This is a genomic window from Quadrisphaera sp. GCM10027208, assembly GCF_042658805.1.
Taxonomy (GTDB): domain Bacteria; phylum Actinomycetota; class Actinomycetes; order Actinomycetales; family SCSIO-59966; genus SCSIO-59966.
Genome location: NZ_JBHSRC010000006.1, coordinates 30,304 through 52,749, shown reverse-complemented (window position 1 = coordinate 52,749; position 22,446 = coordinate 30,304). Strand labels below are relative to the sequence as shown.

Annotated in this window: 17 protein-coding genes and 2 tRNA genes; 8 read left to right on the top strand and 11 right to left on the bottom strand. The window is 72.6% G+C overall.

What is annotated here, in order from left to right; translation table 11 throughout:
- Nucleotides 1-112 precede the first annotated feature (112 nt).
- Together ACFP6A_RS10870 and ACFP6A_RS10865 are read right to left on the bottom strand one after the other, a co-directional pair.
- Nucleotides 113-868, bottom strand: coding sequence for an SDR family oxidoreductase (locus ACFP6A_RS10870; RefSeq protein ID WP_379603546.1), 756 nt, complete (start codon nt 866-868; stop codon nt 113-115).
- Nucleotides 869-905: 37 nt separating this feature from the next.
- A complete protein-coding gene (locus ACFP6A_RS10865) occupies nt 906-2,423 on the bottom strand; it encodes a class I adenylate-forming enzyme family protein (RefSeq protein WP_379603545.1) in 1,518 nt (505 codons plus the stop codon).
- Between the two features lie 110 nt (nt 2,424-2,533).
- Here ACFP6A_RS10865 and ACFP6A_RS10860 point away from each other — a divergent pair, with 110 nt between their 5' ends.
- The 4 genes from ACFP6A_RS10860 to ACFP6A_RS10845 all read left to right on the top strand — a co-directional run bounded on the left by ACFP6A_RS10860 (nt 2,534) and on the right by ACFP6A_RS10845 (nt 8,671).
- Nucleotides 2,534-3,226 carry a TetR/AcrR family transcriptional regulator gene (locus ACFP6A_RS10860; RefSeq protein ID WP_379603544.1) on the top strand — a complete coding sequence of 231 codons (693 nt, stop codon included), beginning with the start codon at nt 2,534-2,536 and terminating at the stop codon, nt 3,224-3,226.
- Nucleotides 3,213-4,901: an acyl-CoA dehydrogenase family protein gene (locus tag ACFP6A_RS10855; RefSeq protein WP_379603543.1), complete on the top strand. Its 1,689-nt coding sequence runs from the start codon at nt 3,213-3,215 to the stop codon at nt 4,899-4,901. Before ACFP6A_RS10860 ends, ACFP6A_RS10855 begins: the two co-directional genes overlap by 14 nt.
- Nucleotides 4,902-4,974: 73 nt before the next feature.
- Entirely contained in the window at nt 4,975-7,557 is a 2,583-nt protein-coding gene (valS, locus tag ACFP6A_RS10850; protein ID WP_379603542.1) for a valine--tRNA ligase, read from the top strand.
- Between the two features lie 172 nt (nt 7,558-7,729).
- On the top strand, nt 7,730-8,671 hold the full coding sequence (locus ACFP6A_RS10845) for a type IV toxin-antitoxin system AbiEi family antitoxin (protein ID WP_379603541.1): 942 nt from the start codon (nt 7,730-7,732) through the stop codon (nt 8,669-8,671).
- A 63-nt stretch (nt 8,672-8,734) separates the two neighbouring features.
- On the opposite strand, the gene clpX is transcribed toward ACFP6A_RS10845, so the two are convergent.
- The 5 genes from clpX to ACFP6A_RS10820 form a co-directional block, all read right to left on the bottom strand.
- A complete protein-coding gene (clpX, locus tag ACFP6A_RS10840) occupies nt 8,735-10,015 on the bottom strand; it encodes an ATP-dependent Clp protease ATP-binding subunit ClpX (RefSeq protein ID WP_379603540.1) in 1,281 nt (426 codons plus the stop codon).
- Between the two features lie 147 nt (nt 10,016-10,162).
- Nucleotides 10,163-10,825, bottom strand: coding sequence for an ATP-dependent Clp protease proteolytic subunit (locus ACFP6A_RS10835; RefSeq protein WP_379603539.1), 663 nt, complete (start codon nt 10,823-10,825; stop codon nt 10,163-10,165).
- 34 nt (nt 10,826-10,859) lie between these two features.
- A complete protein-coding gene (locus ACFP6A_RS10830) occupies nt 10,860-11,435 on the bottom strand; it encodes an ATP-dependent Clp protease proteolytic subunit (protein ID WP_379603687.1) in 576 nt (191 codons plus the stop codon).
- 390 nt (nt 11,436-11,825) lie between these two features.
- A complete protein-coding gene (gene tig / locus ACFP6A_RS10825; RefSeq protein WP_379603538.1) occupies nt 11,826-13,289 on the bottom strand; it encodes a trigger factor in 1,464 nt (487 codons plus the stop codon).
- A gap of 121 nt (nt 13,290-13,410) precedes the next feature.
- Nucleotides 13,411-13,487, bottom strand: a tRNA-Pro gene (locus ACFP6A_RS10820).
- 99 nt (nt 13,488-13,586) lie between these two features.
- Here ACFP6A_RS10820 and ACFP6A_RS10815 point away from each other — a divergent pair.
- Nucleotides 13,587-13,657 (top strand) — tRNA-Gly (locus ACFP6A_RS10815).
- Between the two features lie 211 nt (nt 13,658-13,868).
- Nucleotides 13,869-15,335, top strand: coding sequence for a putative bifunctional diguanylate cyclase/phosphodiesterase (locus ACFP6A_RS10810; RefSeq protein ID WP_379603537.1), 1,467 nt, complete (start codon nt 13,869-13,871; stop codon nt 15,333-15,335).
- Between the two features lie 3 nt (nt 15,336-15,338).
- Here the strand turns inward: ACFP6A_RS10810 and ACFP6A_RS10805 are convergent, their stop codons facing one another.
- Nucleotides 15,339-16,382, bottom strand: a complete 1,044-nt coding sequence (locus tag ACFP6A_RS10805; protein ID WP_379603536.1) for a PP2C family protein-serine/threonine phosphatase — start codon at nt 16,380-16,382, stop codon at nt 15,339-15,341.
- Between the two features lie 86 nt (nt 16,383-16,468).
- On the opposite strand from ACFP6A_RS10805, the gene ACFP6A_RS10800 reads away from it, so the two are divergent.
- On the top strand, nt 16,469-17,716 hold the full coding sequence (locus ACFP6A_RS10800) for a GNAT family N-acetyltransferase (RefSeq protein WP_379603535.1): 1,248 nt from the start codon (nt 16,469-16,471) through the stop codon (nt 17,714-17,716).
- Between the two features lie 7 nt (nt 17,717-17,723).
- On the opposite strand, the gene ACFP6A_RS10795 is transcribed toward ACFP6A_RS10800, so the two are convergent.
- Genes ACFP6A_RS10795 through ACFP6A_RS10785 form a run of 3 tightly spaced genes read right to left on the bottom strand, consistent with a single transcriptional unit; the run spans nt 17,724 to nt 19,675 of the window.
- On the bottom strand, nt 17,724-18,524 hold the full coding sequence (locus tag ACFP6A_RS10795) for an Fpg/Nei family DNA glycosylase (protein WP_379603534.1): 801 nt from the start codon (nt 18,522-18,524) through the stop codon (nt 17,724-17,726).
- Between the two features lies 1 nt (nt 18,525).
- On the bottom strand, nt 18,526-18,996 hold the full coding sequence (locus ACFP6A_RS10790) for a ribose-5-phosphate isomerase (protein WP_379603533.1): 471 nt from the start codon (nt 18,994-18,996) through the stop codon (nt 18,526-18,528).
- Nucleotides 18,997-19,018: 22 nt separating this feature from the next.
- Nucleotides 19,019-19,675 (bottom strand): DsbA family protein, encoded by a 657-nt coding sequence (locus tag ACFP6A_RS10785; RefSeq protein WP_379603532.1) that lies wholly within the window; start codon nt 19,673-19,675, stop codon nt 19,019-19,021.
- A 166-nt stretch (nt 19,676-19,841) separates the two neighbouring features.
- On the opposite strand from ACFP6A_RS10785, the gene pepN reads away from it, so the two are divergent.
- On the top strand, nt 19,842-22,427 hold the full coding sequence (gene pepN, locus ACFP6A_RS10780; protein ID WP_379603531.1) for an aminopeptidase N: 2,586 nt from the start codon (nt 19,842-19,844) through the stop codon (nt 22,425-22,427).
- Nucleotides 22,428-22,446: the final 19 nt, after the last annotated feature.

Here is a 22,446-nt window from a genome sequence, read left to right as displayed (position 1 = left end):
GTTCTACTGGGGGCCCGTCACGGGACGTGCCCTGTTCTTCCGGAGGCTCACCGGTGATGGCCGGGTCAGTGCCTGTGCGCCCAGTCTAGGGGCCGCGTCCACCGCCGTGCGCTCACTGGTCCCGGACCACCTTGTGCTGGGCGGCCTGGGCCCGGGGCCGGACGACGAGCAGGTCGACGTTGACGTGGTGCGGGCGCGTCAGCGTCCACACGACGCAGTCGGCGACGTCGTCGGCGGTGAGCGGCTCCCGGACGCCGGCGTACACGGTGGCCGCGCGCTCCGCGTCGCCGCGGTACCGCTTCACCGAGAACTCCTCGGTGCGGACCATCCCGGGGGCGATCTCGATCACCCGCACCGGCTCGCCGGCGAGCTCGAGGCGCAGCGTGGCGGCCATCGCGTGCTCGGCGTGCTTGGCCGCCACGTACCCGCCGCCGCCCTCGTAGGCGACGAACCCCGCGGTAGACGACATCACCACCACGTCGCCGCGTCCCGAGGAACGCAGGGCGGGCAGCAGCGCCTGGGTGGCCCGCAGCGTGCCGAGCACGTTCAGCTCGAACATCGCCTGCCAGTCCCGCGGGTCGGCGTCGGCGACCGGCTCCGCGCCGACCGCTCCGCCGGCGTTGTTGACGAGCGCGTGCACGGGGCCGCGCGCGGACGCCTCGACGCCGAGACGCTCGACGTCCGCGGGGTCGGTGACGTCGACGACGCGGTACTCGCAGCCGGTCTGCCGGGCCAGCTCGGCGAGCCGGTCCTCCCGGCGGGCGACGGCCAGCACGTCCCAGCCCAGCGCCGTCAGCTGGCGCACGGTCGCCGCCCCGATGCCGGAGCTGGCACCGGTGACCACGGCCCGCAGGACGTCGTCCCTCATGATCCCCTCCGTGACGTGTCGATCCACCCGCTGGGCGTCACCCCGACGGCTGCAGGTCCCGGCGCAGGACGTGCTTGGTGATCTTGCCAGACGGGTTGCGGGGCAGGGCGTCGCGGACGACGACCTCCCGGGGGATCTTGTAGCGGGCCAGCCGCGGGGCCAGGAACTCCCGCAGCTCCTCGACGTCCACCGGGGTGCCGTCCGTGACGAGGAACGCGACGACGGTCTCGCCCCACTCGGGGTGCGGACGCCCGACGACGGCCGCGTCACGCACGTGCGGGTGCTGCAGGAGGGCTTCCTCCACCTCCGGGGAGAACACGTTCTCGCCGCCGGTGATGATGATGTCCTTGAGCCGGTCGACGATGAACAGGTAGCCGTCCTCGTCCACGACGGCAAGGTCGCCGGTCTTGTACCAGGGGCCCTCGAAGCAGGCCGCGGTCGCGTCGGGGTCGTCGAGGTAGCCGACCATCCGGGTGTCGGAACGGATCCACACCTCCCCGGGCTGGCCGGGCGCCACAAGTGCGCCGTCCGGGCCCATCACCCGCACGTCGACCCCTGGCATCCCGCCGGCTCCCACCGACCCGGCCTTGGTCACCTGGTCCTCCGGATACAGCGCCGTGCCCACCGGGCCCATCTCGGTCATGCCGTAGACCTGGTAGAAGGCGTCCGACCGGTAGACCTGCTGGAGTCGCCGCACCGTGTCGGCGCCCAGCGGGGCCGCTCCGTAGATCCACGCGCGGACGCTCGACAGGTCGAAGTCCGCGAGGTCCACCCCGGCGGCGGGGGCGGCCTGCAGAGGCGCGAGGTAGGCGATGGGGGCGCCGAAGAACGCGGTGACTCGCCGCTCGCTGACCGTGCGCAGGAACTCCAGCGGCTGGTACTCGCGCTGCAGGACCACCGTCCCGCCCACGAACATCATCGACAGGAACCAGTTGTTCAGCGGTGAGGCGTGCCAGATCGGCATCGAGATCAGGAAGCGATCGGTACGGCGCAGCCCCATCGTGGCGGTGGTGTACGCAGCCACCGAGTGGATGCCGCGGTGGGAGTGCAGGCAGCCCTTGGGTTCTGCCACGGTGCCGGAGGTGTAGAGCAGCTCGGCGATCTCGGTGTCGTCGACTGCCACCCCGTCCCACGGTGAGGCGGCGGCCACGAGCGTGTCGAACTCCCCGGAGCCGTCGTCCGTGGTGACCAACCAGCGGGTGTCCGCCGTGTCGGCCTGCGCGGTGGCGGCCAGCCCGGCGTCCACGACGGCGACCCGGACGCCGGCGTGCCTGGTCACGTAGGCGACCTCGGCACTGGCGTACTTGTGGTTGAGCGGGACCAGGACGGCGCCGGCTCGCCAGATGCCGAACGCGGCCACCACGAAGGCCGGGGTGTTGTACGTCATGACGCCCACCCGGTCGCCTCGACCGACACCGGCGTCCCGCAGCACGGCGGCGGCCCGTTTCGAGGCGTCCAGCAGCTCCTCGTAGGACAAGGCCGTCTCGCCGGCCACGACGGCGGGCTTGCGAGGGAACTTGTGGGCCGTGCTCTCCAGCATGGCGGTCAGGTCCATGTCAGTACCTCCCATGATCGACGCGAAGGATTGAACCATGGTTTACTGCTTGTGGGGAAGGGGCGCCGTCGACGTCGGCGCCGCCCGCGGACCGAGCGAAGGAGCCGGAGGTGCCCTACCGGCAGACGCCGTCACAGCGCGCCGCGCTCGCCGCGCGCCGGCGGACCCTGCTCGGCGCCGCCCGAGCCATCGTCAGCGAGCAGGGCTTCGGGGCGGCCAGCGTCCGGGCGATCACCACCAGGGCAGGCGTGAGCCCGGGCACCCTGTACGGCTACTTCGGCACGCTCGACGAGCTGCTCGCCGAGGTGTTCCGGGAGGCAGCCACCGTCGAGCTGCAGGTGGTCCGAGAAGCGGTCGACGAGGCTCCCGACAGCGCCGCTGCCCGCCTGGCCGCCCTGGTGGACACCTTCGCCGGCCGAGCGGTCCGTAGCGGGCGGCTCGCGTGGGCCCTGCTCGCCGAGCCGGTCAGCCCGCTCATCGACGCCGAGCGGCTGGCGTTCCACCGCGCGTACGCCGACACCGTGGTGCGGATCGTCGCCGGCGGGGTCGCCACCGGTGAGCTGCCGGCGCAGGACCCGCAGGTGAGCGGACCGGCCGTGGTGGGTGCCATCGCCGAGGCACTCATCGGCCCGCTGTCGCCACTGCGCCAGGCCGAGCGCCAGAACCCCGTGGACCACGGGATCGAGGACGTGCTGACCTCGGTCCGGCTGCTGTGCCTGCGGGCCGTCGGCGCGGACCGCTCCGCCCCGTTCCTCGACCCGGCACGTCCGACTCACCTGGAGGCCTGCGATGACAGTTCTTGACCGTTCCACCAGCCCGGTCACATCGACCCACGGCCCGGTCACATCGACCCACGAGGTCACCAACCAGGTGCCGCCTCGCGTCGACGTCGACGAGTTCGCCACCAACACTCCCCTGGTCGAGGGTGTGCGTCGCTACGGGGCGGACTGGGCCCTCGAGGACCTCCACGCCTCCGGGCGGTTCGTCGGCTCCGCCGACGTCCAGCACGACAGCGAGCTGGCGGAGGCCTACCCGCCGGTGCTGCGCACCCACGACCGGTCGGGGCACCGCCTCGACGAGGTGGAGTACCACCCCGCCTACCACCGGATCCTCGCGGCCGCCGTGGCCGCCGGCGCGCACACGTCCGCCTGGGCACAGCCACGGCCGGGCGCCAACGTCGCCCGGGCAGCACAGTTCATGCTGTTCGCGCAGGTCGAGCCCGGGCACGCCTGCCCCGTGTCGATGACGCACGCGGCAGTCCCCAGCCTCGAGCGGGCCCCCGACCTGGCGCGCGAGTGGGTGCCCCGGCTGCTGCGCCGGGACTACGACCCCGCCCTGCACGCCGACAAGCCCTCCGCGATGGTCGGCATGGCCATGACGGAGAAGCAGGGCGGCTCCGACGTCCGCGCCAACACCACCGCCGCCACCCCCGTCGGGGACCAGATGTGGCAGCTGACCGGCCACAAGTGGTTCTGCTCGGCGCCGATGTCCGACGCGTTCCTCGTGCTCGCGCAGGCCCCCGGCGGGCTCAGCTGCTTCCTGCTGCCCCGGGTGCTGCCCGACGGCACCCGCAACGCCTTCCTCATCCAGCGACTCAAGGACAAGCTGGGCAACCGGTCGAACGCCTCGGCCGAGGTCGAGTTCGCCGGCACCCTGGCCTGGCTGGTGGGTGAGCAGGGCCACGGGGTGCGCACCATCATCGAGATGGTTGACCGGACCCGGCTCGACAACGTGTACGGCGCAGCCGCCGGCATGCGGCAGTCGGTCGCCGAGGCGCTGTGGCACGTCCGCCACCGTGCGGCATTCGGTGCGCACCTGGTGGACCAGCCGGCCATGACGGCCGTGGTCGCCGACCTGGCCCTGGAGTCGGAGGCCGCGACCGCCACCGCACTGCGCCTGGCCCGGGCCCACGACGCCGACGCCTCCGAGGCGGAGGTCGCGTTCCGGCGACTGGCCACGCCGGTGGCCAAGTACTGGGTGACCAAACGCGGCCCGGAGCACGCCTACGAGGCGATGGAGTGCCTCGGTGGCAACGGCTACACCGAAGACTTCCCGCTGGCCCGCCGCTACCGGGAGCAGCCCGTGATGGCGATCTGGGAAGGCTCGGGCAACGTCATCGCCCTGGACGTCCTGCGCGCGATGGTCCGCCAGCCCGAGACTGTCGACGCCTTCGACGCCGAGGTCTCCCTGGCGGCAGGCGCCCACCCGCTGCTGGACGCGCACCTGAAGGACACCCGCCGGTTGGTGGGCGAGGTGACTGCCAGGCTGCGTGAAGGTGGCACCGACGCGGCGGCGCCGTTGGCCCGGCGACTGGTGGCCGACCTGGCCCTGGCCCTGCAGGCCTCCCTGCTGGTGCGCACCGCCCCGGCCCCGGTGGCGGAGACGTTCATCGGCGCCCGGCTCGGCGAGCACCGCGGTCACCTGTACGGCGTGCTTCCTGCCGGGGCGGACCTGCAGTCGATCCTGGACCGGCACTAGCGGGCGCCTCGTCCCGCGCGTCCGGCAGAAACCGGTTCGGGGACCTGGCGGCTGGTCTGGGAAGATTCCCCGCATGAGCACGTACCGCGCCCCCAACGTCCCGGACAAGCCGTCCCTCGAGGGCCTGGAGCACAAGTGGGACGCGGTGTGGCGCGAGCAGGGCACCTACCGGTTCGACCGGAGCCGGAGCCGTGCGGAGATCTACTCCATCGACACCCCGCCGCCCACGGTCTCCGGCTCCCTGCACGTCGGTCACGTGTTCTCCTACACCCACACCGACCTCATCGCCCGCTACCAGCGGATGCGTGGGCGCGAGGTCTTCTACCCGATGGGCTGGGACGACAACGGCCTGCCGACCGAGCGGCGGGTGCAGAACTACTTCGGCGTCCGCTGCGACCCGTCGCTGCCGTACGACCCCGGTTTCACGCCCCCGCACGCCGGGGAGGCCACGAGCGTCAAGGCCGCCGACCAGGTGCCGGTGAGCCGGCGCAACTTCGTCGAGCTGTGCGAGCGGCTCACCGCGGAGGACGAGAAGCAGTTCGGGGCGTTGTGGCGCCGCCTGGGCCTGTCGGTGGACTGGACCCAGCACTACCAGACCATCGACACGGTCGCCCGAACCGCCTCCCAGCGAGCCTTTCTGCGCAACCTGGCCCGCGGGGACGCGTACAGCGCCGAGGCGCCGGGCCTGTGGGACGTCACCTTCCAGACCGCGGTGGCCCAGGCAGAGCTCGAGGCCCGGGACTACCCCGGCCACTTCCACCGGGTGGCCTTCCACCGCCCGGACGGCGGCGTCGTCCACATCGAGACCACCCGGCCCGAGCTGATCCCGGCCTGCGTCGCCCTGGTCGCCCACCCCGACGACGAGCGCTACCAGCACCTGTTCGGCACGACGGTGACGACACCGGTGTTCGGGGTCGAGGTCCCGGTCCTGGCGCACCCGGCCGCCGAGCCGGACAAGGGCGCCGGGATCGCGATGTGCTGCACGTTCGGTGACCTCACCGACGTCCAGTGGTGGCGCGAGCTCGACCTGCCGACCCGTTCGGTGATCGGCCGGGACGGCCGCCTGCTGCGCGAGACGCCGCCGTGGCTGGCGCACGAGCCGGCCGCGACCGCGTACGCCGACCTCGCCGGGCGCACGACGTTCTCGGCCCGGGAGGCGATGGTCGCCCACCTGCGGGAGTCCGGCGACCTCGACGGGGAGCCCCAGCCCACCCAGCGCAAGGCCAACTTCTTCGAGAAGGGGGACAAGCCGCTGGAGATCGTCACCAGCCGGCAGTGGTACATCCGCAACGGCGGTCGCGACGCGGACCTGCGCGCCGAGCTGCTGGCCCGGGGCGCCGAGCTGCAGTTCCACCCCGACTTCATGCGTGTCCGCTACGAGAACTGGGTGAACGGTCTCAACGGCGACTGGCTGATCAGCCGGCAGCGGTTCTTCGGCGTCCCGATCCCGGTCTGGTACCGGCTGGACGACGAGGGGCAGCCGGTCCACGAGGACCCGCTCGTCCCGGACGAGGCGGACCTGCCGGTGGACCCGACGAGCGACGTCCCGCGCGGGTACACCGAGGACCAGCGCGACGTGCCGGGTGGCTTCACCGCCGACCCGGACGTCATGGACACCTGGGCGACGTCCTCGCTGTCGCCGCAGATCGCCGGGGGGTGGGAGCGCGACCCGGACCTGTTCGAGCGGGTGTTCCCGATGGACCTGCGGCCGCAGGGTCAGGACATCATCCGCACCTGGTTGTTCTCCACCGTCGTGCGCGCCCACCTGGAGCACGGGTCGCTGCCCTGGCGGCACGCGGCGATCAGCGGCTGGATCCTGGACCCGGACCGCAAGAAGATGAGCAAGTCCAAGGGGAACGTCGTCACCCCGATGGGCCTGCTGGAGCAGCACGGCTCGGACGGCGTGCGGTACTGGGCGGCCAGCGCCCGCCTCGGCACCGACGCGGCGTTCGAGGAAGGCCAGATGAAGATCGGCCGCCGGCTGGCGATCAAGGTGCTCAACGTGAGCAAGTTCGCCTTGTCGATGGGCGCGGTCGACCCCGACGCCGAGGTCACCGAGCCGCTGGACCGCGCCACGCTGGCCGCGCTCGCGGACGTCATCGAGGAGGCCACCGCGGCGTTCGAGGCCTACGACCACACCCGCGCGCTGCAGGTCACCGAGACGTTCTTCTGGACGTTCTGCGACGACTACGTCGAGCTGGTCAAGGACCGCGCGTACGGCGGGCACGGCGAGCAGGCCGCGGCGTCGGCGCGGGCGGCGCTGGCGCGAGCGCTCGACGTCCTGCTGCGCCTGCTGGCGCCGTTCATCCCGTTCGCGACCGAGGAGGTCTGGTCGTGGTGGCGGCAGGGCTCGGTGCACCGGGCGTCCTGGCCGGACCCGGCCGGTCTGCGGGCCGCGGCGGGCGACGCCGACCCGCGGCTGCTCGGCGTCGTCGGGACGGCGCTGGCCGGCGTCCGCAAGGCCAAGTCCGAGGCCAAGGTGTCCCAGCGCACCGAGGTGGAGCGCGTGGTCGTGGCCGGGCCGGCCGGTGACATGGCGTTGCTCGAGGGGGCCGCCTCCGACCTGCGCGCGGCAGGTCGAGTCGCGGACCTGCGGCTGGTCGCCGACGGCGACGCCCTCGCCGTCCGGGAGGCCACCCTCGCCCCCCCTCGGTGATCATGCAATCCCGCCACCCTCACCGCCCCCCTCGGTGATCATGCAATCCCGCCACCCTCACCGCCCCCCTCGGTGATCATGCAATCCCGCCACCCTTGGGCTGCGCTGGAAGCAGCCCCCTGCCTGTGGATGACCGCCGACGCCTGCAGCGAACCCGCGGCACCCTGCAGGGATGGTCATCCGTACACCGCAGCTGTCCGCCGACGTGCTGCCGCCGTTTCGCCGGCGTGACCTCCCCGGTCTGCTGCTGAGCCGTCACGAGCTCGACGCACTGCTCGCGGCGGGCATGGTCGTCCAGCCGGTCCGCGGGGTCTACCTCGACGCCCGTGCAGTGGGCGACCCGGTTCGTCGCGCCCAGGCCGTCAGCCTCGTCCTGCCGCCGGACGCGGCGGTGGGACGCCGCACCGCTGCCTGGGTGCACGGAGTGGATGCCCGCGGGCCGGGCGAACTCGACGTCCCCCTCCCGCTCGAGGTCGTCGTCCGGACGGGGACCACGCCGCTGCGCCGGGCAGGAGTGCGCGCGTACGAGGCCTCGCTGTCGGAGGACGACATCGCGCTCGCGCACGGGGTTCCGGTGACCACGCCGCTGCGGACCGCGTGCGACCTCGCCCGGTACCTGCGGCCGTTCGTCGCCCTCGGCTGCCTCGACGCGATCGCCCGCGCAGGGCTGTGCCACCCGACGGAGATGCTGTCCCGGCTGCACGACTGGAGCGGTGGACGCAACGTCGCACGAGCTCGCCGGCTCGTCGGACTGTGCGATCCGCGCAGCGAGTCGCCAGGAGAGTCGTGGACACGGTTGCGCATCGTCGACGCCGGCTTCCCGGCACCGGAGACACAGGTCTGGATCCGCGACCACAACGGCACCGGCGTGTACCGGCTGGACCTTGGCTGGTCGAGACGGCGCATCGCGATCGAGTACGACGGCAGGGAGTTTCACTCCCGGCCTGAGCACGTCGAGCACGACCGGCGCCGGCGCGAGGACCTGGCCCGCCGGTTCGGCTGGCACGTCGTCGGAGTGGGGCTGGGCGAGGTCCTCGGCTCCTCGCTCGCCTTCGAGCGCGGCGTGGGCGAGCTGCTCGGGATGGAGCCGCAGATCAGCCGGCGGACCTGGTGAGGTGGCGGGACTGCATGATCACGGGCGAGTCACGCGGGGTGGCGGGACTGCATGATCACGAAGTTAGGCGGACTTCTCGCGGCGCTCGCGCTTGCGCGGGGTCGTCTTCTCCCGCGGTACGAGAGTCGGCAGCACGTTCTCCAGGACGACCTCGCGGCTGACGACGACGCGGGCGACGTCGTCGCGGGAGGGGACGTCGAACATGACCGGCAGGAGGACCTCTTCCATGATCGCCCGCAGTCCACGGGCACCGGTACCGCGCAGGATGGCCTGGTCGGCCACAGCACCCAGGGCGTCGGGGGTGAACTCGAGCTCGACCCCGTCGATCTCGAACATCCGCTGGTACTGCTTGACGAGCGCGTTGCGCGGCTCGGTGAGGATCCGCACGAGCGCGTCGCGGTCGAGGTGGGACACGGTGGTGATGACCGGCAGCCGGCCGATGAACTCGGGGATGAGTCCAAACTTCAGCAGGTCCTCCGGCATCACCTCGGCGAACAGGTCGGGCGTCTCCGCGGGGTTGTGCAGGGACGCGCCGAAGCCGATGCCGCGCTTGCCGATCCGGGCCGACACGATGTCCTCCAGACCGGCGAACGCCCCGCCGACGATGAACAGGACGTTGGTCGTGTCGATCTGGATGAACTCCTGGTGCGGGTGCTTGCGGCCTCCTTGCGGCGGGACGGACGCCGTCGTCCCCTCGAGGATCTTCAGCAGCGCCTGCTGGACACCCTCCCCGGAGACGTCGCGCGTGATCGACGGGTTCTCCGACTTGCGGGCGATCTTGTCGACCTCGTCGATGTAGATGATCCCGGTCTCGGCCTTCTTGACGTCGTAGTCGGCCGCCTGGATCAGCTTGAGGAGGATGTTCTCGACGTCCTCGCCGACGTAGCCGGCCTCGGTCAGCGCCGTCGCGTCGGCGATCGCGAACGGGACGTTGAGCATCTTGGCCAGTGTCTGGGCCAGGTAGGTCTTGCCCGACCCGGTGGGTCCGATGAGCAGGATGTTCGACTTGGCGAGCTCGATCTGCTCCTCGCCCCGACGGGACGGCTCACCGGCCTGGATGCGCTTGTAGTGGTTGTAGACCGCCACCGCGAGCGCCTTCTTCGCGGCGTCCTGCCCGACGATGTACTCCTCGAGGAAGTCGAAGATCTCCTTCGGCTTCGGCAGCTCGACGAGGCCGAGCTCGCTGGCCTCGGCCAGCTCCTCCTCGATGATCTCGTTGCAGAGATCGATGCACTCGTCGCAGATGTACACGCCGGGACCGGCGATGAGCTTCTTGACCTGCTTCTGGCTCTTGCCGCAGAACGAGCACTTCAGCAGATCCGCGCCGTCTCCGATGCGTGCCACGGACGAGTTCCCTCCTGTCGCGGGTCCGCCTGCCGGCGGACTCGGTACCCCCATTGCACACCACCGGGGCCGCCGTGTCAGCGGCAGGGGTGGGTCCGTCGGCGTGTTGTCACCTCGATGGGCCCGCCCGGCCGGCCGGCGGGGCTGTCAGCTGACGCCGACGGGGCCCTTCCGGCTGGCCAGCACCTGGTCCACCAGGCCGTAGTCGAGGGCTGCGTCGGCGGTGAGGATCTTGTCCCGCTCGATGTCCTGCCGGACCTGCTCGGCGGTCCGGTTGGAGTGCCGGGCGATGGTCTCCTCCAGCCACGTGCGCATCCGCAGCACCTCGTTGGCCTGGATCTCGATGTCGGAGGCCTGGCCGTAGTCGCCGCCAGCCATCGCCGGCTGGTGAATGAGCACCCGGGCGTTGGGCAGCGCGAGCCGCTTGCCCGGCGCGCCGGCCGCCAGCAGGACCGCCGCGGCGGACGCCGCCTGCCCGAGACAGACGGTCTGGATCTCCGGCTTGACGTACTGCATGGTGTCGTAGATCGCCGTCAGCGCGGTGAACGAGCCGCCGGGCGAGTTGATGTACATGATGATGTCGCGGTCGGGGTCCTGTGCCTCGAGCACGAGGAGCTGGGCCATGACGTCGTCCGCGGAGGCGTCGTCGATCTGGACGCCGAGGAAGATGATGCGGTCCTCGAAGAGCTTCGTGTACGGGTCCTGGCGCTTGAACCCGTAGGCCGTGCGCTCCTCGAACTGCGGCAGGATGTAGCGGCTCGTCGGTGCCGGGGCGGCGGAGTGGCCCGGGCGGCGGGGGTCGATCTTCACGGGGGTGCTCCTCGCTAGAAGTGGTCCGGTGGGCTCAGGCGTTCGTACCGCCGCCGCCGCTGACGTCGCCGGCGCTGGCCACCACGTGGTCGATGAACCCGTAGTCCCTGGCCTCCGCTGCGGTGAACCAGCGGTCGCGGTCGGCGTCCTTGGTGATCTGCTCGACGGTCTGCCCGGTCTGCCCGGCGATGAGCTCGGTGAGCTGGGTCTTCATGTGCAGGATGAGCTCGGCCTGGATCCGGATGTCGCTGGCGGTGCCGCCGATGCCGCCCGAGGGCTGGTGCATCATGATCCGCGCGTGCGGGGTGGCGTACCGCTTGCCCTTGGCGCCCGAGGAGAGCAGGAACTGCCCCATCGAGGCGGCCAGCCCCATCGCCACCGTGGCGACGTCGGGCTTGACGTACTGCATGGTGTCGTAGATGGCCATGCCGGCGGTCACCGAGCCGCCGGGGCTGTTGATGTAGAGGAAGATGTCCTTGTCGGGGTCCTCCGCGGCGAGCAGCAGCATCTGCGCGCAGATGGCGTTCGCGTTCTCGTCACGCACCTCGGACCCCAGCCAGATGATCCGCTCCTTGAGCAGCCGCTGGTAGATGTGGTCGTCCAGGCCCATCGCCTGGCCGGTGCCGCGGGCCTGCGGCGCGCCGGTCGTCGGCTCGCTCGTGCTGGTGCGCTCCATCGGTTCGGGGCTCCATCCATGTCGAGGACATCTGGTGTCGCAGTCGGGTCCGGGCGGCGAAGGCCCGCGCCGGACGGTCTCAGCGACCCTAACGCGGGGGCCCGACGGCCGAGTCCCCGGACCAGGGCCTGTTCGCTGTCGGCGCACGTCAGTCACGGACGACGACACCCCCGACCCGGCACGCCGGGGGACAGGAGGGTGGCGGAACTGCATGATCACCGAGAGGAGCGCCGGTCCAACGCGGGACGGGAGGGTGGCGGAACTGCATGATCACGGAAGGGGGCACCGGCCCCGCGCGGGGTGGGACGGGGGCGTCGCTGACGATCAGGACGGCGAGTCGGTGCGGTCCGTGGGCTGCGGGCTGTCCGCAGAGTCGGCAGACTCGGCACGATCGGCGCTGTCAGCAGAGTCAGCACTGTCCGCGGAGTCAGCAGACTCGACACTGTCGGCAGAGTCGGCAGAATCAGCAGAGTCTGCGGAGTCTGCCGACTCCTCCGACGCCTGCCCCTCGCCCTCGGCGCCCGGCACGAGGGCGTCGAGGTCCACGGTCCGCCCGGAGGCGTCGGTGACGGTGGCCCGCTCGAGCGCGACCGCGAGGGCCTTGCGGCGAGCCACCTCGGAGACCATGGCCGGGATCTGACCGGCCTCGTCGAGGGCCTTGGCGAACGCGTTCGGGTCCATCCCGTACTGCGGCGCCGCGGCGACGAGGTACTCGATCAGCTCCTGCTGGCTGACCTGGACCTCCTCCTGCTCGGCGATGGCCTCGAGGAGGAACTGCACCCGCAGCGCCTTGTGCGCCTCCTCGGCGACCTCGGCGCGGTGGGTGTCGTCGTCGAGCCGGTTCTCGGCCTCGAGGTGACGGTGCACCTCGTCGTCGACCAGCTTGGAGGGCACCGGGACGTCGACGGCCTCGAGCAGCGCGTCCAGGACCTTGTCCCGGGCCTGCACCCCCTGCTCCATGGCCTTGGCGCGCTCGGCCTGGCTGCGCAGGTCGGCGCGCAGATCCTCGATGGTGTCGAACTCGCTGGCCAGCTGGGCGAACTCGTCGTCGGCCTCGGGCAGCTCGCGCACCTTGACCGACTGGACGGTGACCGTCACCTCGGCGTCCTCGCCGGCGTGCTCGCCACCGGCGAGCGGCGCGGTGAAGGTCCGGGTCTCCCCCGCCGTCGCGCCGGCCAGGGCCTCGTCCATCCCGTCGAGCATCGTGCCGCTGCCGAGCTGGTAGGAGACACCCTTGGCGGTGTCGATCTCCTCACCGTCGATGGTGGCGCTGATGTCGAGGGAGACGAAGTCTCCGTCCTGGGCGCCGCGGTCGACACCGGTGAGGGTGCCGAACCGCTCACGCAGCTGGTCGAGCCGCTGCTGGACGTCCTCGTCGCTCACCTCGACGTCGTCCACGGTGACCGACAGGGTGGAGAAGTCGGGCAGCTCGAGGGTCGGCCGGACGTCGACCTCGACGGTGAACCTCAGGTCGCCACCCTTCGCCGGGTCGGGCACCTCGGTGACCTCGACCTCCGGCTGCCCCAGGGGGCGCAGCTCGTGCTCCTCGGCGGCCTTGGCGTACATCTGCGGCAGGGCGTCGTTGACCGCCTCCTGGAGCACGGTGGCCCGCCCGAAGCGCTGGTCGATGATCCGCGGCGGCACCTTGCCCTTGCGGAAGCCCGGCACCTGGACCTGCGAGCCGATCTCCCGGTAGGCCTTGTCCATGCTCGGCTTGAGCTCGTCGAAGGGCACCTCGACGGTCAGCTTGACCCGGGTCGGGTTGAGGGTCTCGACGGCGCTCTTCACGGGGGCGTACTCCTGGGTCGCGGTAGGTGGGTCGTTGGGCTGTTCGTCGGGCTGTTCTCCGGCACGGCGGCGGGCGGGCCCGGCGCAGGGCACGACGCAGGGCACGGCGGCCCATGCTAGATGGTCGGGGTAGCCAGATTCGAACTGGCGACCTTCCGCTCCCAAAGCGGACGCGCTACCAAGCTGCGCCATACCCCGGCCGGTCCCTGCGGCGCCGGCGCGAGCGGTGCTCGCGGCACCAGGCTAGTGGTCCCGGTAGGCTGACCGCCGCGCCCTGGACGCACAGACCCGGGCCGTGCGGGTGTAGCTCAATGGCAGAGCCCCAGCCTTCCAAGCTGGTCATGCGGGTTCGATTCCCGTCACCCGCTCAGCACCGCCCGCTCGCTCCGTACCGCCGCCCGCTCGGCGTGCCGGCCGGCCATCCAGGTCCCCCCACCGTTCTGCTCGGGTTTGGGGTTGTTCACGCCTTTTCGGGTGCAGTCACCTGGGCCTCTGGCACCGGACCGTTCGTGGCTGCGTGCCGCTGAGGCCTCAAGGTGCCCGTCGGCACGCCGATGGTGCGCCTGAGGAGGGCGACCAGTGGACCCAGGGACGCACACGACGGTGCTCGTGGTGCTGTCGGCCGCCCTCGTGCTGGGGCTGCTGGCGCTTCTGCTCGCCCGGCACCAGCGCGAGCACACCCGGCGAGGACGGGTGGACCCGCTCACCGGCCTGGGCAACCGGCTCGTGCTGGCGGAGCGGGCCGAGAAAGTTCTCGGCAACCTCGCCCCGGACGACGACGGCCGGGGCCCGGCGCTCATGGTGCTGGACCTCGACGGTTTCAAGGACGTCAACGACACGCTCGGGCACGCCGTCGGCGACGCGGTGCTGGCCCAGGTGGCGGCCCGGCTTGCGGCGGTGTCGGCGGACGACGCGCTCGTGATCCGGCTGGGCGGCGACGAGTTCGCCGTGCTGGTGCCAGAGCCGACGACGACGGCCGAGGCGACCGTACTCGCCAAGCGCCTGCTCGCCGGCCTCGGAGCGGGCGGCTTCGTGGCCGGCGGCGTCGACCTGGACGTGCGGGCGAGCGTCGGCATCGCCCTGGCGCCGCAGGCCGGGCGTGACCTGTCCGACCTGCTGCGGCACGCGGACGTCGCCATGTACGAGGCGAAGCGCACCCGCTCCGGGGTCTGCTGCTTCACCGGCGACCTGTCCCCCGTGTCCACCGACGGCCTGGCGACGCTCGCGCGCCTGCGGGGGGCCATGGACTCCGGCGAGCTGTCCCTGCTGTACCAGCCGCTCGTGACGGCGAGCACCGGAGCGCTGTCCGCGTGCGAGGCGCTGCTGCGCTGGCGGCACCCGACCAGAGGCGAGCTGCCGCCGTCGGAGTTCGTCCCGCTGGCGGAGCGCACCAGCCTGATCCGGCCGCTGACCCGCTGGGTCCTGCTGACCGCACTGCGCGAGGCGTCGCGCTGGCGCTCCGAAGGCCTCCTCACGGTGATGAACGTCAACGTCAGCGCCACCATGCTCGAGCCCGGCCTCCTCGGCATCGTCGAGGAGGCCCTGACCCTGAACCGCTGGCCCGCGGAGCTGCTCATGCTGGAGGTGACCGAGACGGCCATCGCCCAGAACCCGGAGGAGGCGCGGGCCGTGGTGGCGGCGCTGGGTGCCCGTGGCGTCCAGGTCTCCGTCGACGACTTCGGTGCCGGGTTCACCGGTCTGGGCCAGCTGCGCGGTCTGCACGTGCGCCAGCTGAAGGTCGACCGGCAGTTCGTCACCGAGCTGACCCGTGGCGGTATCGACGAGGCGATCGTCGCCTCGATCATCGAGCTCGGCCACCGGCTGGGTCTTGAGGTGGTCGCGGAGGGGATCGAGGACTCGGCCGTGGCAGCGCGTCTCACCGAGCTCGGCTGCGACGACCTCCAGGGGTACTGGTTCTCCGGACCGATCCCCGGCTCGCAGGTGGTCCGGTGGAACGCCGAGCGGGTGCGGCCCGAGCTGCCGCAGGTGCGGGCTGAGCTTCCGGGACTGCCGGCCGAGCCGCCGGAGCGCGCCGGCAGCCACTGACCGTCACGACCGCCACAGCAGCACCAGGGCGCGGTCGTCGGACTCCCCCGTGCCGGCGGCGTCGACGAGCCACTGGGCGCCCCCGGAGAACCCGCCGCGGCGGACGAGCTGCTCGGCCATGCCCATGAGCCGGTCGATGCCGAGCGCCAGGTCGCGCCCGGGAGTCTCGACCATGCCGTCGGTGTAGAGCAGCAACGCGTCCCCCCGGTCGAGCCGGCCGGTCCGCGCCGGGAACGAGGCCCCCTCGACGACGCCGAGCGCCGGCCCGTGCTCACCCTCGAGCAGCTCCCAGCGGCCGGACCCGGCGTGGAAGTGGGCCGCCGGAGGGTGACCGGCGGAGGCGATCCGGTAGTCACCGGTGGCGAAGTCGACCGCGAGGTGTACGGCGGTGGCGAACCCCTCGTCCCACTGCTGGCGCAGCAGGTAGGCGTTGGCCGCCGGCAGGAACGTCTCCCGGCTCAGCGCGCCCAGCAGCCCGCCGAAGGCTCCGGAGAGCAGCAGCGCCCGGGTGCCGGCCGCCTGGCCCTTGCCGGACACGTCGACGAGCACGATCTCCAGCGCCGAGCAGCCCTCCGGGCTGGCGACGAGGAAGTCTCCGGAGAAGGAGTCGCCGTACGCCGAGCGCAGCACCGTCTCGACGTCCCAGCCGTGCGCCAGCGGTGGGATGCTGCCCTGGGCCCGCAGCCGGTCCCGCAGGTCGACGAGCATCGACTCCCCGAGGGTCCCCTGGACGCCGAGGCGCTCACGGCTGCGGGCGAACAGCAGGGTGAGGACGGCGGTCACCCCGATGACCGCAAGCGAGCCAGGACCGATCGGCTGCTGGCCGGTGCGCTCGACGGCGCTGTAGAGGACGCCGGCGGCGACGACGAGGTAGAGCAGCACCATCGCCCGTACCCGCAGCAGGAAGGCGGCGATGAGCATGACCGGGACCATCGTCGTGACCGGCACCCAGCGAGCGTGCTCGACGCTCAGCAGCGCGACGCCGACCGCGAGCCCCGTGAGCAGCAGCAGCAGGAACGCCTGCGTCGGCAGCACGCGTCGTCGCACGGTCTGCCACACCTGGCGGACCCTACCGGCCCGCAGCCGGTAAACCGGTCGAGTCGGCGCAGGTCCGGCTGCCACCATGCTCTCCCATGAGCTCCTTCCCCGGCACCCGCATCGTCCCCCTCGGCGCCGACCGGCAGGAGGAGGTGCTCGAGCTCGACCAGTGGGCGTTCGCCTTCGTGGAGGACCAGGGCGACGCCGCTGCGTCGTTCACCGGTTTCGAGTGGGACCGCACCGCCGGGGTGGAGGTCGACGGCGGACTCGCGGGCGTCCACTCGGTGTTCTCGCTGCGCACCCCGGCGCCCGGCGGCGCCCAGGTGCCGACCGCCGGGCTCACCTGGGTCGGAGTCCACCCGCAGCACCGCCGCCGCGGCCTGCTCACCGCGATGGTGCGCCACCACCTGCACACCGTGCACGAGGCGGGACGCGAGCCGGTGTCTGCCCTGTGGGCCGCCGAGCCGGCCATCTACGGCCGGTTCGGGTACGGCCAGGCGAGCGCGGGCCTGCGGTTCACCCTGCCGCGCCGGGCGGGGCTGCACGAGGTCGACGGCACCGAGGGGCTGACGGTGTCCGTGGAGAAGGCCGACGTCGAGGCGCACACCGGTCTCGTCGCCGACCTCTACGACGCGGTGCGGGCCCGGCGACCCGGGATGGTGTCCCGGGACGGCGACCTGGCCCGGCGCGTCCTGCTGGACCCACCGGCCTGGCGGGACGGCGCCGAGCAGCTGCGGCTGCTCGTCGTCCGGGACGGCGACGGCGCGCCGCGCGGGTACGCCCTGTTCCGTCGCAAGGAGAAGTGGGAGGAGGCCGGCCCGCGCGGCGAGGTCCTCGTCCGCGAGGCCCACGCCGTCGACGCGGCCGCCACCCGGGTGCTCTGGGCACGGCTGAGCGACCTGGACCTGATGGCGAGCGTGCGAACCGACATGCGTCCGGTGGACGACCCGCTCGTGCACCTGCTGCACGACGTGCGGGCTACCACCCCGCGGGTCACCGACGGCCTGTGGGTGCGCCTGGTGGATCTGCCGGCCGCCCTGGCGGCGCGCCGCTACACCGTCGACGTCGACGTCGTCCTCGGGGTGGAGGACCCGCTGTGCCCGTGGAACACCGGCCGGTGGCGGCTGCGCGGTGGCCCGGACGGCGCGCGGTGCGACCGGACGTCGGCCACCGCCGACCTGGACGTCGACGTGCGGGCGCTGGGGGCGACGTGGCTCGGCGGCCAGACGCTGCACCAGCTGGCTGCGGCGGGCCGGGTCGTCGAGCACACGCCCGGGTCGCTGGAGCGCGCCGGACAGGCGTTCGCCTGGTCGGTGGCGGCGTACTGCGGGTGGGTGTTCTGAGGCCGGGTCAGGCGGCCGGCTGGCAGACCGGGCACCAGTAGAGGTTGCGTCCGGCCAGCTGCGCGGTGCGCACGGGCCCAGCGCACCGCCGGCACGGCATTCCGGTGCGTCGGTAGACGTAGTGGGCGTCCTCGACGCCGACCCGACCGCGGGGCCGGGTGCGGTCCACCGGCAGGGTCGTCACGATCCGCCCTCGGCGGACGCCGTCCCGCAGCAGGCCGCGCAGGTCCGCCCAGAGGTCCTCGGCGGTCCGGGTCGGCACCGCGCGCCCGGGCAGGTAGGGGTCCAGTCCCGCCCGGTAGAGCGCCTCGGCCCGGTAGACGTTGCCCACGCCGGCGATCACGTCCTGCTGCATGAGCAGGCCGGCGACCGGCGCACGGGAGGCGGTGAGCCGGGCGACGAACCGGCCCGGGTCGCCGTCGCGACGCAGCGGGTCCGGCCCGAGCCGGGCGTGGACGGCGGCCTTCTCGGCGGGGGTGTGGAGCTCGCACGCGGTGGCGCCGCGCAGGTCGGCCCAGAACCGTTGGCCCTGCAGCCTGAGCCGGACGGCGCCGCGCGGCTCGGGGGCCTGCCCGGCCCCGAACGTCCACGTCCCGTACAGGCCCAGGTGCACGTGCACCCACCGGTCGCCGGCGAAACCGAGCCACAGGTGCTTGCCGTGCGCCTCAGTGCGTTCGAGGACCAGCCCGTCGAGGAGCGCCGCCCCCTGAGCGAAGCGGCCCTGGGGGCTGGCGGCCCGCAGCGGTTCCCCGGCGAGGTCCCGCCGGAAGCGGCGGGCCAGCCGGTGCAGGGTGTGCCCCTCGGGCACGTCAGTGCGGCAGCGGCGGGAGCTCGCCGCGCTCCTCGTAGAGCCTCACCATGTCGATCCGGCGCAGGTGCCGGTCGTCCCCGCTGAACGGCTCGGCGAGGAAGGCCTCGACGATCGCGGTCGCGTCCTCGAGGGAGTGCATCCGGGCGCCCACCGAGACGACGTTGGCGTCGTTGTGCTGGCGGGCCAGCTGCGCTGTCTGCGTGCTCCAGGCCAGCGCGGCACGCACGCCGGTGACCTTGTTGGCCGCGATCTGCTCGCCGTTGCCGGAGCCGCCCAGGACGACGCCGAGACTGCCGGGCTCAGCGGCCACCGCGGCGGCGGCGCGCAGGCAGAACACCGGGTAGTCGTCGAGCGGGTCGAGGCGGAACGGGCCGTGGTCGACGACGTCGTGCCCCGCGGCGGCCAGGTGCTCCTGCAGGTGGACCTTGAGGTCGTAGGCGGCGTGGTCGCCGCCGATGTGCACGCGCATGGGGTCAGTGTGACCCACCGGGTCAGTCGAAGACCGGTCCCTGCTCGCGGCTGCGCTTCAGCTCGTAGAAGCCCGGGGTCGAGGCGACGGCGAGCACGCCGTCCCAGAGGCGCCCGGCGTCCTGTCCGCGAGGCGCCGGGGTGACGACCGGACCGAAGAACGCGACGCCCTGGACCGCGATGACCGGCGTGCCGACGTCCTGGCCGACGAGGGAGATGCCGCGCTCGTGGCTGGCCCGCAACGCGGCGTCGAAGGTGTCCAGCGCGCCGTACCGGGCGAGGTCGGCGGGCAGGCCCACCTCGGCGAGGGCCTTGGCGACGACTCCCTCGAAGTCGTCGTCACCGCCGGGGTGGATGCGGGTGCCCATCGCGTCGTACAGCTCCTTGACGTACCGCTCGCCGTGCAGCTCGCGCGCGGCGGTGATCACCCGCACCGGGGCCCAGGCGCGCTGCAGCAGCGCGGCGTACTCCTCCGGCACGTCCTGCCCCTCGTTGAGGACGGCCAGGCTCATCACGTGCCAGCGGACCCGCACCGGCCGGACCCGCTCGACCTCCTCCATCCACCGGGAGGTCATCCACGCCCACGGGCACACCGGGTCGAACCAGAAGTCCACGGGCGTCGGGTCGGAGGCCTGGTCCGTGGTCGTGCTGGCATCCGTGCTGACATCTGTCTGCGGCACTGCTGCTCCTCGGTCTCAGGGCGGTCTGGGTCTCAGGGCGGTCTGTGAGCGGAACGGCGGCGAAGCGGCCGGCGCGCAGCACCGACCGGGTGTCGCCTGCGACAGCGTGCCCGGTCGTGCGAGGATTCCCGCCCGACCACGATCCGAGACGACGGAAGGGGCTTGCGTGCCCGGTCTGAACCTCACCCGCGACGAGGCCCGGCAGCGCGCCCGGCTGCTCGACGTCACCTCCTACGACGTGACGCTGGACCTCGGTGGCGACGGGGGCACGTTCGGCTCGACGACCGTCGTCCGCTTCGCGTGCGCGGAGCCCGGCGCGTCGACGTTCGTCGACCTCGTCGCCCCCACCGTGCACGAGGTGGAGCTCAACGGCCGCCGGCTCGACCCGGCCGAGGTGGCTGACGGCACCCGGATCCACCTGGCGGACCTCGCCGCGGACAACGAGCTGCGGGTCGTCGCCGACTGCGCGTACATGAACACCGGGGAGGGGCTGCACCGCTTCGTCGACCCGGTGGACGACGAGACGTACCTCTACAGCCAGTTCGAGGTCGCCGACGCCCGGCGCGTGTTCACCGTGTTCGACCAGCCGGACCTCAAGGCGACGTTCTCCTTCACGGTCACCGCGCCGGACCACTGGCAGGTGGTGTCGAACTCCCCGACACCCAGCCCCACGCCGTCCGGACCGGGCCGGGCCACCTGGCGGTTCGCGCCGACCCCCCGGCTCGCGCCCTACGTCACGGCGCTGGTCGCCGGCCCGTACCACGTCGTGCGGGGCGAGCTGACCAGCCGGGACGGACGCAGCGTGCCCCTGGGCGTGTTCTGCCGGGCGTCACTGGCCGAGTTCCTCGACGCCGACGAGATCTTCGACATCACCCGCCGCGGGTTCGAGTTCTTCGAGTCGACGTTCGACCTGCCCTACCCGTTCGAGAAGTACGACCAGCTGTTCGTGCCGGAGTTCAACGCCGGGGCGATGGAGAACGCCGGCGCGGTGACCTTCCTGGAGACCTACGTCTTCCGCTCCCGGGTCCCGGACGCGATGTACGAGCGGAGGGCGCTGACGATCCTCCACGAGCTGGCGCACATGTGGTTCGGGGACCTCGTCACCATGCGCTGGTGGGACGACCTGTGGCTCAACGAGTCGTTCGCCGAGTACGCCTCGACCCTGTGCATGAGCGAGGCCACCCGGTGGCGCTCGGCCTGGACGACGTTCTCCTCGATGGAGAAGTCCTGGGCCTACCGGCAGGACCAGCTGCCCTCCACGCACCCGATCGTGGCGGACATCCGGGACCTCGAGGACGTCGAGGTGAACTTCGACGGCATCACCTACGCCAAGGGCGCGAGCGTGCTCAAGCAGCTGGTCGCCTGGGTGGGCCGGGAGGAGTTCGTCGCCGGCGTCCGGCAGTACTTCCGCACCCACGCCTGGGGCAACACCGAGCTGCGCGACCTGCTCGTCGAGCTCGAGCGCACCTCCGGGCGGGACCTCACCGCGTGGTCGGACCTGTGGCTGGAACGGGCCGGGGTGACCACCCTGCGGCCGGTGCTGGAGACGGACGCCGACGGCGTGCTGACCGCCGTCGCCGTGGCGCAGGAGGCGCCCGAGGAGCACCCCGTGCTGCGGCCGCACCGGCTGGCGATCGGCTGCTACGACCTCGTCGAGGACGGCGGACGCGTGCGCCTGGAGCGCACGCACCGCGTCGAGCTGGACGTCGAGGGGCAGCGCACCGAGGTGCCGGACCTGGTCGGGCAGCCCCGGCCGGATCTGCTGCTGCTCAACGACGACGACCTCGCCTACGCCAAGATCCGCCTCGACGACGCCTCGCTGCGCACCGCGGTCGGTCACCTCGGCGCGTTCGAGGACTCGCTGCCGCGGACCCTCGTGTGGGCCGCGGCGTGGGACATGACCCGGGACGCCGAGCTGCCGGCCCGTGACTTCATCGACCTCGTGCTGTCGAACCTCGACGCCGAGACCGACTCCTCCGTCGTCCTGGTCCTGCTGCGCCAGCTCAGCTCGGCGGTGCTGCTCTACACCGCCCCCGAGCACCGTCGGGAGGTCCAGCGGGACGTGGCCGAGCGGCTGCTGCGGCACGTGCGCGCGGCCGAGCCGGGCAGCGACGCCCAGCTGCAGCTGCTCAAGGCGTTCGCCGGGCTCGCCGTCACCGACGAGCACCTCGACGTCCTCACGGGGATCCTGGACGGCAGCGCTGTGCCCGAAGGGCTAAGCGTCGACACGGACCTGCGCTGGGACCTGCTCGGTGCCCTCGTCGCCGGTGGCCGGGCCGGTGACGCCGAGATCGACGCCGAGCAGCGGCGGGACGACACCGCGGCCGGTCGACGGGCGGCGGCGTCCGCGCGAGCGGCGCGGCCCACCCCGGAGGCCAAGGCGGAGGCGTGGGCCTCCGTCGTCGACTCCGACGAGCTGCCGAACGCCGTCCAGGCCGCCGTGATCGGCGGTTTCGGGCACGTCCACGACACCGCGCTGCTCGAACCGTTCGTCGAGCCGTACTTCGCCGCGCTGCGCCGCGTCTGGCAGACCCGGACGAACGAGATCGCCCAGCAGATCGTCACCGGCCTGTACCCGACCCGGCTCGCCACCGAGGAGACGCTGCGGCGCACCGACGAGTGGCTCGCCGCGGCCGGCGAGGACCTACCTGCGCTGCGCCGGCTGGTGCTGGAGAACCGGGACGGCGTCGCCCGTGCGCTGCGCGCCCAGGAGTGCGACCGGCGCGCCCGGGAGCGCGAGCGGCAGGGCTGACCCGTCGGCGCTGCCCGGG

Coding starts and splice junctions, on each gene's coding strand:
- ACFP6A_RS10870 (WP_379603546.1), bottom strand. CDS start 868: ATGAGGGACGACGTCCTGCGGGCCGTGGTCACCGGTGCCAGCTCCGGC.
- ACFP6A_RS10865 (WP_379603545.1), bottom strand. CDS start 2,423: ATGGACCTGACCGCCATGCTGGAGAGCACGGCCCACAAGTTCCCTCGC.
- ACFP6A_RS10855 (WP_379603543.1), top strand. CDS start 3,213: ATGACAGTTCTTGACCGTTCCACCAGCCCGGTCACATCGACCCACGGC.
- valS (WP_379603542.1), top strand. CDS start 4,975: ATGAGCACGTACCGCGCCCCCAACGTCCCGGACAAGCCGTCCCTCGAG.
- ACFP6A_RS10845 (WP_379603541.1), top strand. CDS start 7,730: ATGGTCATCCGTACACCGCAGCTGTCCGCCGACGTGCTGCCGCCGTTT.
- ACFP6A_RS10830 (WP_379603687.1), bottom strand. CDS start 11,435: ATGGGCCTGGACGACCACATCTACCAGCGGCTGCTCAAGGAGCGGATC.
- ACFP6A_RS10800 (WP_379603535.1), top strand. CDS start 16,469: ATGAGCTCCTTCCCCGGCACCCGCATCGTCCCCCTCGGCGCCGACCGG.
- ACFP6A_RS10790 (WP_379603533.1), bottom strand. CDS start 18,996: ATGCGCGTGCACATCGGCGGCGACCACGCCGCCTACGACCTCAAGGTC.